The 14,855-nt window shown below is 39.9% G+C and carries 15 protein-coding genes; 5 read left to right on the top strand and 10 right to left on the bottom strand.

Features of this window, described 5'->3' with window-relative positions:
- Positions 1-4 precede the first annotated feature (4 nt).
- Positions 5-1,975: a putative porin gene (locus ACXAG7_RS05560; protein ID WP_476666220.1), complete on the bottom strand. Its 1,971-nt coding sequence runs from the start codon at positions 1,973-1,975 to the stop codon at positions 5-7.
- 70 nt (positions 1,976-2,045) lie between these two features.
- Here ACXAG7_RS05560 and ACXAG7_RS05555 point away from each other — a divergent pair, with 70 nt between their 5' ends.
- Entirely contained in the window at positions 2,046-2,645 is a 600-nt protein-coding gene (locus tag ACXAG7_RS05555; protein ID WP_476666219.1) for a ribonuclease HII, read from the top strand.
- Between the two features lie 4 nt (positions 2,646-2,649).
- Here the strand turns inward: ACXAG7_RS05555 and ACXAG7_RS05550 are convergent, their stop codons facing one another.
- Positions 2,650-3,183, bottom strand: a complete 534-nt coding sequence (locus ACXAG7_RS05550) for a hypothetical protein (RefSeq protein WP_476666218.1) — start codon at positions 3,181-3,183, stop codon at positions 2,650-2,652.
- Between the two features lie 58 nt (positions 3,184-3,241).
- Between ACXAG7_RS05550 and ACXAG7_RS05545 the strand changes: the two genes are divergently transcribed.
- Positions 3,242-4,291 (top strand): nucleoid-associated protein, encoded by a 1,050-nt coding sequence (locus ACXAG7_RS05545; protein ID WP_476666217.1) that lies wholly within the window; start codon positions 3,242-3,244, stop codon positions 4,289-4,291.
- Between the two features lie 45 nt (positions 4,292-4,336).
- On the opposite strand, the gene ACXAG7_RS05540 is transcribed toward ACXAG7_RS05545, so the two are convergent.
- The gene (locus tag ACXAG7_RS05540) at positions 4,337-4,927 is read right to left on the bottom strand and encodes a PhnA domain-containing protein (RefSeq protein ID WP_476666216.1); all 591 of its coding nucleotides are present in this window, start codon (positions 4,925-4,927) and stop codon (positions 4,337-4,339) included.
- A 59-nt stretch (positions 4,928-4,986) separates the two neighbouring features.
- On the opposite strand from ACXAG7_RS05540, the gene ACXAG7_RS05535 reads away from it, so the two are divergent.
- Both ACXAG7_RS05535 and ACXAG7_RS05530 read left to right on the top strand, forming a co-directional pair.
- Positions 4,987-5,490, top strand: coding sequence for a GNAT family N-acetyltransferase (locus ACXAG7_RS05535; RefSeq protein WP_408042204.1), 504 nt, complete (start codon positions 4,987-4,989; stop codon positions 5,488-5,490).
- A 137-nt stretch (positions 5,491-5,627) separates the two neighbouring features.
- A complete protein-coding gene (locus ACXAG7_RS05530) occupies positions 5,628-5,801 on the top strand; it encodes a hypothetical protein (RefSeq protein WP_408042203.1) in 174 nt (57 codons plus the stop codon).
- Positions 5,802-5,893: 92 nt separating this feature from the next.
- Here the strand turns inward: ACXAG7_RS05530 and rimM are convergent, their stop codons facing one another.
- From rimM to ACXAG7_RS05515, 3 genes are all read right to left on the bottom strand, one after another.
- On the bottom strand, positions 5,894-6,424 hold the full coding sequence (rimM, locus tag ACXAG7_RS05525; protein ID WP_408042292.1) for a ribosome maturation factor RimM: 531 nt from the start codon (positions 6,422-6,424) through the stop codon (positions 5,894-5,896).
- A gap of 16 nt (positions 6,425-6,440) precedes the next feature.
- Positions 6,441-6,944, bottom strand: coding sequence for a 30S ribosomal protein S16 (locus tag ACXAG7_RS05520; protein WP_408042202.1), 504 nt, complete (start codon positions 6,942-6,944; stop codon positions 6,441-6,443).
- Positions 6,945-7,096: 152 nt separating this feature from the next.
- Positions 7,097-7,288 (bottom strand): cold-shock protein, encoded by a 192-nt coding sequence (locus ACXAG7_RS05515; RefSeq protein ID WP_408042201.1) that lies wholly within the window; start codon positions 7,286-7,288, stop codon positions 7,097-7,099.
- Between the two features lie 220 nt (positions 7,289-7,508).
- Between ACXAG7_RS05515 and dnaE the strand changes: the two genes are divergently transcribed.
- Positions 7,509-11,843, top strand: a complete 4,335-nt coding sequence (dnaE, locus tag ACXAG7_RS05510; RefSeq protein WP_476666215.1) for a DNA polymerase III subunit alpha — start codon at positions 7,509-7,511, stop codon at positions 11,841-11,843.
- A gap of 87 nt (positions 11,844-11,930) precedes the next feature.
- On the opposite strand, the gene gldA is transcribed toward dnaE, so the two are convergent.
- The 4 genes from gldA to ACXAG7_RS05490 form a co-directional block, all read right to left on the bottom strand.
- On the bottom strand, positions 11,931-12,827 hold the full coding sequence (gldA, locus tag ACXAG7_RS05505; RefSeq protein ID WP_476666214.1) for a gliding motility-associated ABC transporter ATP-binding subunit GldA: 897 nt from the start codon (positions 12,825-12,827) through the stop codon (positions 11,931-11,933).
- A gap of 1 nt (position 12,828) precedes the next feature.
- The gene (locus ACXAG7_RS05500) at positions 12,829-13,782 is read right to left on the bottom strand and encodes a dihydrofolate reductase (RefSeq protein ID WP_476666213.1); all 954 of its coding nucleotides are present in this window, start codon (positions 13,780-13,782) and stop codon (positions 12,829-12,831) included.
- A complete protein-coding gene (locus tag ACXAG7_RS05495) occupies positions 13,764-13,946 on the bottom strand; it encodes a hypothetical protein (RefSeq protein WP_408042197.1) in 183 nt (60 codons plus the stop codon). The genes ACXAG7_RS05500 and ACXAG7_RS05495 overlap by 19 nt, the downstream gene beginning before the upstream one ends.
- An 81-nt stretch (positions 13,947-14,027) precedes the next feature.
- On the bottom strand, positions 14,028-14,852 hold the full coding sequence (locus tag ACXAG7_RS05490) for a thymidylate synthase (protein ID WP_408042196.1): 825 nt from the start codon (positions 14,850-14,852) through the stop codon (positions 14,028-14,030).
- Positions 14,853-14,855 lie beyond the last annotated feature (3 nt).

The following is a 14,855-nucleotide window of genomic DNA, read 5'->3' as shown; positions in this document are numbered from 1 at the left end:
AAAACTAAATAAACCAATTCCACACTACTCCAAAACGAATGACAAAATCGCGATAAGGATGATTTGGAGCCGACAAATAATTTTTCTTCAAAAAGAAAGAGCTGATATTATCCGCCTTAAAATAAATACGCGTTCTCCTAACCCTACCATTAAAGAATAAATCTACGGTCGGATACCCTATATCCGTAGTATTTTGCAGTGTAAATTCACCTAATAAAGGATTGTAGGCATTGGCTTTATAGGCTGAAAAATATTTCAGTGTGGCACCTATTTGTACATATAAAGGCTTTCCTTTAAACCAATGGTCGCTGTAATAGAGAGTATTTCTAGTGACAAACTCAGGAACTCTCAAAACACTAGCTCCACTTGCCACCTTTTGATACATTACGGTATTATCGAGTCCGAGCTTCCACCATTTAAATTCTTTGGAAGCTTTTAATTTCAAGTAATTGACATTCCCTGAAAATTGTTGTGGTAGTCCGTTCTCATCAAAATAAGTATACTTATCAATATTGGTCAAATCCAATGAGACATTTCCCCATTTACTAGTAAAATCTCCTCCGAGTACGCGGGTACCCACCGAGGTAAAGTTTTTCTCCCAGTTGTATTTTTGATAACTACTTTGATGAAACAAAAAGTTGAAGTTTGGCTGACGGTCACTAATTTTTAATCGGGCTTTAACGGTAAAAACGCTATCTTTTTTATAGTAGGCCTCTGCCTCTAGAGAATTCCCTGCCAAGCGACCACTTCCCGGACTTAATAAACCACTCGCATTGACGTAAAAATTACCTACTTTACCTCTCCAGTCGGCCCCAAAAGACAGTGCCTTTCCTTTGATTCTATTGTTCTGCATAGGCACCGTATTATTCTGTAAATTCTCATACCCGTAATCATAGGTAGTATACATGGTCTTGACACGGAACCTACCGAGTACATACCTCGAATTAAAATCGACAAACAATGCATTGTTATACATCAAAAACGTCGTTTTATTGGCGATGGTTCCCAGCATTCTATTGGTATCAAAAATATCAGATGCTGTGGTTTGTTTAAATTCAAAATACTTAGAATCACGCGTAAACTCGTGTCCTACTTTCAAATTTGAAAAATTACTAGTATTGGTCGTATCCTTGGTTTGTAAAAGTCGATAGCTTTGTTCAAAATACAAGCGTTTTCCTTCCAATATACTTTCTGCGTCGTTAAAATTAACGTCCAATCGCCCTCGATTCCCACTAAAATTTGGATTGTCTGTAAGGAAATTAGTAAGCGATTCAGCGGTTAACCCACCGTTTTCTTGATTTGTAAAATCCTGATTCACCGCATGCCCACGTACAGCGTATTGCCCTTTCGGGCTTTCGTAATGAAAGGTCAATCTAAAATTACCGGTGCTCGCCAAGGAACGCCTGTATGCTCCCAAGGAACGCAATCCTCTATAAGCTATTCCGATATTAAATCGCTTTGAAAAATTGGTCGTAAACAAGGCGTCCAACACCTGCCCCTGTTCCAATCCCGTTCGATACATAATTTCTGTGGTCGGGGTGGGTACCTGGTAGTACTTTACATCTTCTACCTCAAAGTAATTGAACTGTTTGGCTCGAAATCCGATATCTGGAAACAAGCTTTGACGAGAAAAATCGTATCCTAAATTATTAAATGTCTGCCCTTGGTTATGAAAGGCCAACAATTCAAAATTGTCTTTGCGTAAAAAATTGAACTTATAATACTTTTGAATGGTCAAAGTGGTATCGACGATCGTGGTATCGTTGCGGTGCGAAATTATTTTATAATCGGTGTACTTCGTTTTCCCGGTAAGTTTCACCTTAATTTCTCCATTATTCAATGAATCGATACGCTGATCTGTTCCAAGTGTTCTATCTGTTCTAGGGGAACCTCCTCCTCCATCAATGGTTCTCAACTGCGCAAAGGACTGCCATCCAAACAAACAGCACGCAAGTAACAATAGGTAATTCTTCATAGAAGCAAAAGTAAAATAATAAAACGAAAAAAAATGGTAATATTATCTTTGAAAACTGTTAATTTGTAGCATGTTGAAACTTCGTTATACAGATTATATTCACGAGGCAGGAACCGATGAAGCCGGCAGAGGATGCTTGGCAGGCCCCGTGGTAGCTGCCGCAGTTATTTTACCTCCTGATTTCAAGCATGAATTCCTCACAGACTCCAAGCAATTATCAGAAAAGAAAAGGGCCGCACTACGTCCGTATATCGAAGAGCAGGCCGTAGCCTATGGAGTGGCCTTTATCCACGAGAAAGAAGTTGATGAGCTGAATGTACTTCAGGCGTCAATAACGGGTATGCACAGGGCACTTGCTAAACTTCAAACCCCACCTGAATTTATTGCCGTCGACGGAAACAAATTCAAGCCCTATCACGATGTTCCTTATGAAACCTTAATCAAAGGGGACGGTCGTTTTTTAAACATCGCAGCCGCCTCTATACTCGCAAAAACGTATAGGGATGAATTTATGGAAAAAATTCACGAAGAATTTCCGGCGTACAATTGGCAAAAAAACAAAGGGTATCCAACCAAAGAACACCGCAATGCTATACGGGAATTTGGTCCGACCCCTTATCATAGAAAATCTTTTAAATTACTCCCTGACCAGTTAAAATTATCCTTGTAGGCATTTATTTTGTCTTGGTCCCAGCACCCACAAAATGATCGGACTTACGCTTAAACAACACATTAAAGGTGGTTAAACTACCGTAAATACGGGTGATGTATTGCTGTAGATCTATTTTGTCCTGATCGGCAAGAGTTTTGCTTGCATTGATTTTTTGTTCCATGACACGAATTCTATCGCGAACCATCACTATTTTGTGAAAGAAAGTATCAATGGGTAATTCCTTCGCTGCCAATCCGGGGTCGGCAGGTTCTAAAATTAACTTCCCGCCTTTGTATTTATCTGCTATCGGAACAATCTCACTAATATCACTCCACTGTTTTAAAAGGGATTTCAAGGTCGTTTCTACTTCGTAAAAACTCACGGTATCTACTTCTTGATTCACTGCTTCGATAACTTCAAAGTCTTCATTTAAAGCAATGGTTTCAATTCCTTTTTTTTGAAAAGTTACCCAATAGTGCTTACTATCCACATTGGTCACTACTCCAAAGCCCATTTCAGGGTGATTAATTCTCGATCCTATTCCTAATAATTTCATAATTCATTATTTTTAACGATACTAAAATACTTATTTTTGTCTTCCAATTTTTTACAAAATGATTAAAAGAACACGAGTTGAAATAAGTAAGTGTATCATCCATAAGGTCGCAAATAAATACAATAGCGGACAAAATGCCTTATCGGAAAGCTTGGTGCGCTTTGATGAGGAGAGTTACGAATTACTAGTACCATTTTTATTAAAGCCTTTTGGCTCTGTTACTCAAAGTTACCGCTTTAGTCACCACGCAGATGTGCGTTTAAATGAGCTCAACAAATACAGCTCAGATATATTTGAAGACGAAGAAACATTTATTGAGCATTCAAAAAATATCGTAAACCACCTCTACGAACAGTCTAATTCGGCCAATATCAAAACGGGGGATGTCATTGTAGCCTATTTTGAAGGAATTGAATACAAAGATGTACTAACCGAAGCCGTTGGTGTTTTCAAAATTGAAAGTAAAGTGGACTTTTTCCAAACCTATTTGGATGAAGATAGCTTTGACGTGGTAGTTCAGAAGGGAATCTCCACAAAGAAGCTCGACAAGGGCTGTTTGATTTTAAACTCGTCAGATACGGAAGGAACGGTAGTACTATCTGTTGATAACAACAACTACGATGCCCAGTATTGGATTAAGAACTTTTTAAGTGTTAAATACGCTGACGACAGAAACTTACACACTCAAAATTACCTAGAACTTTGTAAAGAATTTTCCGAAGAGGTTATCAAACCTGAATTTGGAAAGCAAGAACAAAGTACTTTTTTAGCCAATACTGTCGATTACTTTAAAGAACATGAAAGTGTGGATTACCACGATTTTAAAGACGATGTTTTTGAAGAAGACAAACACAAAGACCTTTTTGAAGACTACAAAAAACACTTTGAAAAACTCAACGACGTCTTGATCCGTAATAACTTCGACGTATCGGACGCTGTATTAAAAAAAGAGAAAAGTAAACTAAAAACAGAGATCAAGCTCGATACCAATATCCAAATAAAAATTGATGTCGATGCTCCAGATGCTCCATCGGAATACCTAGAACAAGGGTATGACGAAGAAAAGAAGATGAAATACTACAAAGTATTTTACAATACAGAAAAATAATAAAAAAAGCGCTGAAGTTACCTTCAGCGCTTTTTTTATTGTCGTTTATTCTTTGTCAGACATTTTCTTGACGTATTCCGTAACGATTACAATTTGGGTTCCTCCTACTTTACCTTCAATATAACGGGGATTCTCAGGATCCAGGCTAATGCGTCGCACGGCTGTCCCTTGCTTGGCTACCATACTAGAACCTTTTACCTTCAAGTCTTTAATCAGCACAACGTTATCACCCGCTGACAACACAACTCCGTTAACATCTCTATGGATTACCTTCTCGCTTTCGTCCAAATGATCACCCGATGCCTTGGCAAACTGTAACTCTTCATCATCCAAATACATCATAGCTAGCAAATCTTGCGGCCAACCTTGATCTCTGAGACGTTGTAACATTCTCCACACCAACACTTTTACAGCTCGGAATTCACTCCACATACTATCGTTTAAACAACGCCAGTGATTTGCATCCAAAAGAGCTTCCTCAGTGATTTGCGATTTACAATTTGCACATATCAATACGGTTCCGTCAACCCCACCTGTGGAAACAGGAGGCACTTCATAGGTTGTTAAGTCCTCTATTGCACTGCATAATTCGCACTGATTTCCACTGCGTTCTCGTAATTCTTCTACTAAGCTCATTTATGATTATTTTAAGAGACAAAAGTACATTATTAATTGATTTTCCCTATCTTTATTGTATGATATTACAAACAGAAAGACTCCTTATTAAAGAAGTTTCTCTAAATCACGCCCCTTTTTATTTTGAGCTTTTTTCAGACCCCGATTTTATCAAAAACATCAACGATAAAAACTTAAAATCCGTCGAGGAAACCGAAGTGTTTTTAGAGAACACCATGATTCCCAACCTCTGTAAAAACGGTTTGGGATTTTTCACCGTATTCGAAAAATCGACCCATACCCCTATTGGTGTCGCCAGTTTACTAAAACGCGATCAGTTAGATGCACTGGATGTAGGCTATGCTTTTTTACCAAAGGGAAGAGGTAAAGGCTATGCCACAGAAGCCACCAGAGCAGTGATGGATTACGCGCATACAAGCTTGCAACAATCCAAAATCATCGCTTTTACCATGCCTAAAAATGAAGCTTCGAAAAAAGTTTTACGAAATCTGGGCTTTACCTATGTCGGTGTAAAACGCGTGTATGAAAATACCGAAGATTGTTTGTTTGAGTACGAATTTTAATAATTTTCGCCCTATTTAGCCCGTTAAATGAGCTGAATACTTGTTTTTTTGTAAAATCCGATTTTTAGAGTTCGTGCTTTTTTGTTAAATTTGTCGTAGAAAGATTATACTTTAACAAAAAAATTAAGTCCGACCAAATGAAAATTAATTTAAGTAAGCAGAGAACTACTCGCTATAGTAAAAAAAAGCGTGAGAAGTTCTTGATCCTTCCTTTAGTACACAAAGGATCGATTTATTGGCTAGAAAACGTGCTAATCAAAAAGAACTTTAATGGAATCAATTACCAGATAACTGATGTAATTCGATTGTAGTAACCGATTCCAAAATTTTTCCCCTTTCGTTACGTAGTCCAAGAGAAGTCACTTCACTTTTATCTACATAAAGTCTCCCTTTTCCCCTTATTTTATTCTTCCAAATACAAAGAAATCAATCCTTCAGGAGTGGTTACTTCAATGGTTTTATCCTCTCTATTCACTGACTCAATAAAATCGTCAATCATTGGAATAAAAATTTCTTTACCATCTCGATCAATTTCGAAAAGAGGTTGAGCCGAAGTATCATTGATGTTTACAATAGTACCAACCGCACCGTAAGCACTGTCAATAACTGTAAAACCAATAACCTCGTGATAATAAAACTGTTTCCCAGTTAGTTTGGGTAACAAATCAATTGGCAAATAAATTCCAGCACGTAAAATGGCCTCTGCATCAGCTTCGGTATCTACATCCTCGAATTTCACGCGTAACATAGTTCCTTTACTCAGTGAAGATTTTTCAATAAAAAACGGAACCAAATTATTGCCTAAATCGACAAAAACTGATTCCATTTTTCCGTAAAGATGGGGTTCATCAGTATCTAATTTGATAATGACTTCCCCCTTAAAACTATGTTTTTTCACGATTTTGCCAAGATAAAAGCAATCTTCTTTCTGCATCATCGTACACTAGTTTTTATTCTTCGCTATCCGCACCGTTTTCAGTTGCAACTTCCTCGCTGTCTTCAACAACAGGAGCCTTTGCAGCAATACGAGCTTCGTTTACAGCTTTTTCAGCTTCTAAAGCTTTCGCTTTAGCTTCTTCTTTAGCTTTTGCTAAACCTTCAGCTTTACCAGTAACCTTTCCAGCTTTTTCTTCTAACCAAGCGTTGAATTTAGCTTCTGCTTGCTCTTCAGTTAAAGCTCCTTTTCTTACTCCTCCAGCTAAGTGATTCTTCAACAAAGCTCCTTTGTAAGATAAGATTGCTCTAGCAGTGTCTGTTGGCTGAGCTCCATTTTGTAACCACTGTACAGCGCTATCAATGTTTAAGTCGATCGTTGCAGGGTTCGTGTTTGGATTGTACGTTCCGATTTTCTCTAAGAAACGTCCATCTCTTTTAGCTCTTGAGTCAGCAGCTACTACCCAATAAAAAGGTTTTCCTTTTTTACCGTGTCTTTGTAATCTAATTTTTACAGGCATAATTTTAATTTTTAAGGTACGCGTACCTTGATTATTAATTTTGAGTTTGCAAATTTAGTGCTTTTTTATGAAAGCACCACCTATTTAGCAATTATTTAAAAATAAAAATCACCTCAAAATGAGGTGATTACCAAATCAAAGATCGCATTTTATTAAATTATCCGAACACTCACTGCGTTTAGGCCCTTCTTTCCTTCTTTTAAATCAAATGCGACCGTGTCGCCTTCCTTAATATCGTCGAGTAAGCCCGTAACGTGTACAAAGTACTCTGTGTTCGACTCTGATTCGATAATAAATCCAAATCCTTTAGATTCATTGAAGAATTTTACCCTTCCTTGTTTCATTGTAAATGTGTTAATGTTGCGCTCCTAAGTTACTACATTCTATCCAGATACACACAGCAAATCCGCATTTAAGTACCTCCCCGCTATTCACCAACTTTTAACCTGATTCAAGTGTTCTTACCACCTCCGGAAACGTTGATAACTTATTAGCGATATCCTAGAAAATCTTCGTATTTTTACCTCCTCATAATTTAGTAGGCTTCAATAAAAAAACACATCCATGTATTTAGTTTTTGATACGGAAACAACCGGTCTTCCCAAAAGTTGGAACGCGCCCATTACCGATACAGACAACTGGCCAAGAGCCATTCAAATCGCTTGGCAGTTACACGACGAAATGGGAGTGCTTGTGGAGCACAATGATTTTCTAATCCAACCCGAAGGTTTTAACATTCCGTACGATGCCGAACGAATTCACGGAATCTCTACAGACCTGGCCTTACAACAAGGAATCAGCCTGCAAGAAGGTGCCGAACTTTTTAAAGAAGCGCTGCTGAAAACAAAATTTATCGTTGGGCAAAACGTCGGATTCGACGTGAATATTATGGGCTGTGAATTTCACCGATTAGGGATGGAAACCAACCTCACCACATTGCCTGTGTTAGATACCTGTACCGAACACACCGCTCAGCTGTGTCAAATTCCTGGAGGTCGTGGAGGTAAATTTAAACTCCCTACCTTAACGGAACTGCACAATCACCTCTTCGGTGTTGGATTTGGAGAGGCACACAACGCTACAGCCGATGTAGAAGCAACCACTCGTTGTTTCCTCGAGCTCATCCGTTTACGTCAGTACACTGAAGAGCAATTGGATGTTCCGGAAGACTATTTTAGTCGATTTTCAGAGGCCAATCCAATGCCTATTAAAGTCATTGGTCTCAAGCATCTCAACCTCAAAAAGGAAAGCGAAAAAATACGCAAACAGCAAACGAGTGCCGCCGATAGCGAATCGACACATACCTCAAGTGAGGGACTCGCAGCGCTTGAAGATGTGACTTTCGCTCATTTGCACAACCACACGCAATTTTCAGTGCTCCAGTCGACCATACAAATTGGAAATCTCGTCAAAGCCGCGGCTAAAGATGGTATGCCCGCAGTAGCCCTAACGGACACCGGAAATATGATGGCAGCCTTCCATTTTGTAAAAGAAGTACTCGGCTATAACAAATCTGCAGAGACTCCTATCAAACCAATTGTCGGCTGTGAATTCTTTATTTGCGAAAACCATCTCGATAAATCTAAAAAAGACAACGGATATCAAGTTGTTTTCTTGGCTAAAAATAAACGAGGTTATCACAACCTCGCCAAACTTTCATCAAAAGCCTTTGTTGACGGGTTCTACTACGTTCCTCGAATCGACAAAGAGCTGGTAAAACAATACAAAGAAGACATTATTGTTTTAACGGGTAACCTCTATGGAGAAGTACCGAGTAAAATCCTTAATGTCGGAGAAAAACAGGCTGAAGAAGCCCTGCTGTGGTGGAAAGAAGAATTTGGAGAAGACCTCTACATCGAAGTTATGCGCCACGGGCAAGAAGATGAAAATGTCGTTAATAAAACACTCCTAGAATTCTCCCGAAAACACGACATCAAAGCCATTGCCACCAATAATACCTTTTATTTAGAGAAGGAAAGTGCCAATGCACACGATATTCTCCTCTGTGTTAAAGACGGAGAAAAACAAGCTACTCCGAAAGGAAGAGGTCGCGGTTACCGCTACGGTCTTCCTAATGAAGAATACTATTTCAAGAGTACCGAAGAGATGAAAAAACTCTTCGCCGATATTCCGGACACCATTAGTAACATTCAGGAAATTGTCGATAAGATAGAAGTATTTACGCTCGCTCGTGACGTACTACTTCCAGCCTTTGACATCCCTGAAGAGTACCAAGACGCAAAAGATCAGGAAGACGGAGGTAAACGCGGTGAAAACAACTACCTAAAAGCACTCACCTATGAAGGTGCTGCCGAACGCTACGAAGAAATTACCGAAGATATTCGAGAACGACTTGATTTCGAACTCGAAGTAATTGCCAATACCGGATACCCTGGGTATTTCTTGATTGTACAAGACTTTATCAAAGCCGCCCGAGAAATGGGCGTTTCTGTAGGGCCCGGACGTGGATCGGCCGCAGGATCGGCCGTTGCCTACTGTTTAACGATTACCAATATAGATCCCATTAAGTACGATTTACTTTTTGAGCGTTTCTTGAACCCTGAGCGTGTATCCATGCCCGATATCGATATCGATTTTGATGACGAAGGACGTGGGCGCGTAATGGACTACGTGATCGACAAATACGGTGCCAATCAGGTAGCTCAGATCATCACCTACGGAACCATGGCGGCAAAATCGTCCATTCGAGACACCGCAAGAGTTTTGGATTTGCCTTTATTCGAGGCCGATAGGATTGCCAAGCTAATTCCTGGAATCAAGCTACAAAACATCTTTGGAGATGACGAAAAGAGCAAAGGAAAGGTAGCTGGACTTCGATCGGAAGAAAAGGAAATGGTCCAAGAACTCCAGCGCATAGCCGACAGTGGTGGTTTAGAAGGGGAAACGATTAGTCAAGCACGCATTTTAGAAGGCTCCGTTCGAAATACGGGAATTCACGCCTGTGGGGTTATTATTACCCCAGACGACATTACCAATTTCGTACCAGTATCCGTTGCGAAAGATTCTGACATGTACGTCACTCAGTTTGACAACTCCGTCGTAGAAAGTGCCGGATTGTTAAAAATGGATTTCTTAGGGTTAAAAACACTTACCCTTATCAAAGACACCGTTAAAATTGTCAAAGCGCGTCACGATGTAGACCTCGATCCAGAAAACTTCCCTATTGACGACGTAAAAACCTACGAGCTTTTCCAGCGTGGAGAAACAGTAGGGATATTCCAATACGAATCTCCGGGGATGCAAAAGTACATGCGAGAGCTAAAGCCTACAGTATTTGCCGATCTTATCGCCATGAATGCCTTGTACAGACCTGGACCTCTTGAATACATTCCTTCTTTTATTAGAAGAAAACACGGAGATGAGCCCATCGAGTACGATTTACCCGCCATGGAAGAATACCTTGCCGAAACCTACGGAATTACCGTATACCAGGAGCAAGTAATGTTACTTTCGCAAAAATTGGCCGACTTTACCAAAGGTGAAGCCGATGTCCTTCGTAAGGCTATGGGTAAAAAACAGATTGCCGTACTCGAAAAAATGAAGCCTAAATTCGTAGACCAAGCAGCGGCGAATGGTCACGACCCAGAAAAACTTGAGAAGATATGGAAAGACTGGGAAGCCTTTGCTTCGTATGCCTTTAACAAATCGCACTCTACCTGTTATGCATGGGTTGCCTATCAAACCGCTTACTTGAAGGCACATTACCCTGCCGAATACATGGCTGCTGTACTCTCAAACAACATGAACGATATTAAAACGGTTTCCTTCTTTATGGAAGAATGTAAACGCATGGGCTTGGAAGTACTCGGACCTGACGTCAACGAATCGTTTTCTAAATTCTCCGTAAACAAAGAAGGAGCTGTGCGTTTTGGAATGGCTGCCATCAAAGGAGTAGGAAGTAGCGCCGTAAACGCAATTATCAGAGAACGCAAAGAAAACGGAAACTTTACTTCGATTTTTGACATGTCGAAAAGAGTAGATCTTCGAGTTGCCAACAAGAAAGCCTTTGAAGGACTTATATTAGCAGGTGGATTCGACTCTTTTAACAAAGCTCATCGCGCTCAATACTTTGAATTGGACGAAAAAGGACAGAGTTTCTTAGAAAAAGCGCTTCGTTTTGGAAACAAGTTTCAGGAAAATAAAAACTCTTCACAGGTCTCGCTCTTTGGAGAAGCCTCGGCGGTAGAATTACCAGAACCCATCATTCCAGAATGTGAAACCTGGGGAACTATGGAACTGCTCGCCAAAGAAAAAGAGGTTGTTGGAATGTACATTTCCGCTCACCCACTCGACGACTTTAAAAACGAATTAAAATTTTGTAATGCCACCCTTAGCCACTATAAAAACTTAGCCAAATACGAAGGGATGGCCATGACGTTTGCAGGTATTGTAACCGATGTACAACACCGCGTATCCAAAGCGGGGAAAGGCTGGGCTTCTTTTATTGTAGAAGACTACAACGACAGTTTTGAATTCCGAATTTTTGGTGAAGAATACCTCAAATTCAAACACTTTTTGGTTCCCAACTCGTTTATTTTTGTCAAAACTATGGTAAAGCCAGGTTGGATTAACAAAGAGGGAATTAAGGGAGATCCGAGAGTATCGTTTACCGAATTCAGCCTACTCCATGATATCATGGACAAAATGTGTAAAAAAATCACCATTTCTCTTCCTTTAAACGAACTGAAAGAGTCACTTATCAAAGACCTACAACACCTGTTTGTCATGAATAAAGGATCTCAGAGTTTACATTTTACCGTGTGGGACGCAGAAGAGAAAATTGAGCTGACCATGCCGAGTAGAACCACCAAAGTAAAGATATCTAACGAGCTACTCAAAACACTCGAAGAACAGTTTATAAAATACAAACTCAACTAATAAAAAATTGGCTTTGGTTTCACGGATTTCTTTCCGAACGACAACCAAAGCCAATCATTTTTAATAAACGAACTGTACTATCGCATTTTACTGCTTAGTGACTTCTTTAAAAATAGTTTCTAGATTTTTATTTTCAGCATTTAATCCGAGAATTTTTAGCCCATTCTCTTGAGCGAAATCAAATATTGCAGGTCGCATATCCTCTTCACTATCGAACACCAAAATCCAATTGTTTTCAAGTGTATTTTTAAACGATACCAAATTCGGTAAACGCTTTACAAACTGCTCTTCTAATTTATAATCAAAGGTGACTCTTATTACCTGTTCAGTATCTGTTTTTAATGCTTTTAAGTCTTTATCAACTACAATTTCACCGCGGTTCAAAATGACCACTCGATCACACACAGCCTCTACTTCTTGCATGATATGTGTTGATAATAATACTGTTTTATCTTTCCCTAAGTTACGGATCAACTCACGGACCTCTACCAACTGATTGGGATCTAAGCCTGTGGTGGGTTCATCCAAGATCAGCACTGTTGGATTGTGCAGTATGGCCGCGGCCAAGCCTACGCGCTGACGATATCCTTTTGACAGTTCTTTAATGCGTTTGTGAGCCGCCTCTTGAAGCCCAACCTGGGCAATCACCTCTGTTATCCTCTCCTTGTTTACCTTGTGGATTCCAGCTCTAAACGCTAAGTACTCTTTTACGTACATATCTACATACAGCGGATTGTGTTCAGGTAAATACCCTATTTCTTGTTGCACGGCAATTGGATTTTCTGCAACGTTTATTCCGCTGACATACAAAACCCCTGCACTGGGCTCTACATAGCCCGTTAACATCTTCATCGTCGTTGATTTCCCCGCTCCATTCGGACCTAAAAACCCGACAATTTCTCCCGCTTTCGCCTCAAATGATATGGCTTGAACTGCCACCTGCTCTCCATAGGTTTTCGAGACTGATTCTAACTTTATCGACATATTACTTTTTTCTTAAATAGGAAACGAAGCTATAGTTGTATTTATTTTTTTCATCGGCACTGTAATCTTCTCTACTCACCTCTTCCCAAACTTCAGCATCGATTTCCGGAAAAAATACATCGGCTTCAAATTCTTCGTGTACCTCGGTAATATCGAGTTGTGTTACCGCCTCCATTGTCAGTGCTTGTCGGTACACTTGTGCACCGCCAATGATAAAAACTTCGGACTCTTTATGAACTGCTGCCAAGGCCTCTTCCATACTGTGAACCACAATACAACCTTCTTTTTTATAAGAGTTGTCAGTGGTGATGATCACACTAGTTCTATTCGGAAGTGGTTTCCCGATACTTTCAAAGGTTTTCCGCCCCATGATAATACTGTGCCCTGAAGTAACTCTTTTAAATCTCTTCAAATCTTCTGGAAGGTGCCAAATCAAATCGTTTCCTTTCCCTAACTCATTCGCCTTTCCTTTCGCTGCAATTACAGTAACTTTCGGCATGTTTATTTGCTCTAAATGCGATTCCATATGCTGTATATAATCTTCTATCAATTCTGAAAGTTGCATTAAAACAACCTCCGTACTCCCTACATTCACTTCTTTTGTATAGCTGGCTCTTGGCAATTGCCCCCAAACGTGGGCGAGTTGTTTGTTAACCACTATCCAAAGCTCCAAAATATCTTCTACGGGGCGGTCTTGCCAATACTGGCTCTGCACCCAATTGTTTTGATCGTAACGTATTTGTGGTGCGGATTGAAACTGCGCACGTACAAATCGCTGCAAATTGGCCAAGGCCGAATCTACGAGATGCCCTAAAATTTCCTTGGCACTCCACGAATATGCATCGCGTTTGTACTGCCATGAATACGCACTTACTCGGGCCGCCTTCTCAGGGAATTCGACCAAGAGTTGTTTTAATTTTTCAATGGCTGGTGTTACTACATATTCTTCACCCATTCTTTAATATAACTTGTAAAATCTTCTTTTGAAGTACTCTTGTCATCTCGATTTTCTTCGATATTATCAATAAGTGTTTTGATGGCTATTAACACATTTTCATCGTTAATATCCGCAATACGTTCGTAAATTCCTTCTTTTATTAGATCTATTTCTGTAGTCATGATAACTCATTTAGTAGCACGTACTAAAATACTAACTTAGATCGTAGTTTCTATGAGAAAGACAATAAAAGTTCGTTAAAATTACACGGCCACCTTCCCTTTGATATGAGGGTGCGGATCGTAATTCACCAATTCAAAATCTTCAAAGGTAAAAGCTTCGATATCCTTCACAGCTGGGTTGATCTTGATAGACGGTAAAGACTTCGGTGTTCTCGACAATTGCAACGCCAATTGTTCTTTGTGGTTATTGTAGATATGGGCATCTCCAAAAGTGTGAATAAACTCTCCAGGTTCATAGCCACAAACTTGTGCCATCATCATGGTCAGTAACGCATAAGACGCAATATTAAACGGCACTCCTAAAAAGATATCCGCACTGCGCTGGTACAATTGGCAAGAGAGCTTACCATCAGCCACATAAAACTGAAAAAAAGCATGGCAGGGAGGCAAGGCTGCTTTGCCGTTTGCTACGTTGTCTGCAAAAGATTGCGAAGTATCTGGCAGGACAGAAGGATTCCATGCAGACACCAACATTCTCCTGCTGTTAGGATTTGTTTTTAGGGTCTCAATTACCTCTTTTAACTGGTCAATTTCATCGCCGTTCCAATCGCGCCATTGCTTTCCGTACACCGGTCCTAAATCTCCGTTATCATCAGCCCATTCATTCCAGATTCTCACCCCGTTTTCTTGTAGGTACTTGATATTGGTATCTCCTTTAATAAACCACAATAGCTCGTAAATAATCGACTTTAAATGCAACTTCTTCGTCGTCACCATTGGAAACCCTTTACTCAAATCAAATCGCATCTGATATCCGAAAACACTGAGCGTTCCGGTTCCTGTTCTATCTCCCTTCTCATTCCCGTGATCGAGAACGTGTTGTACTAAATCTAAATATTGTTTCATACT

It is taken from the genome of Tenacibaculum sp. AWR4_210, assembly GCF_056160945.1.
Note: the sequence above shows the minus strand (reverse complement) of the source record. Positions and strands in the feature narration are given on the sequence as shown.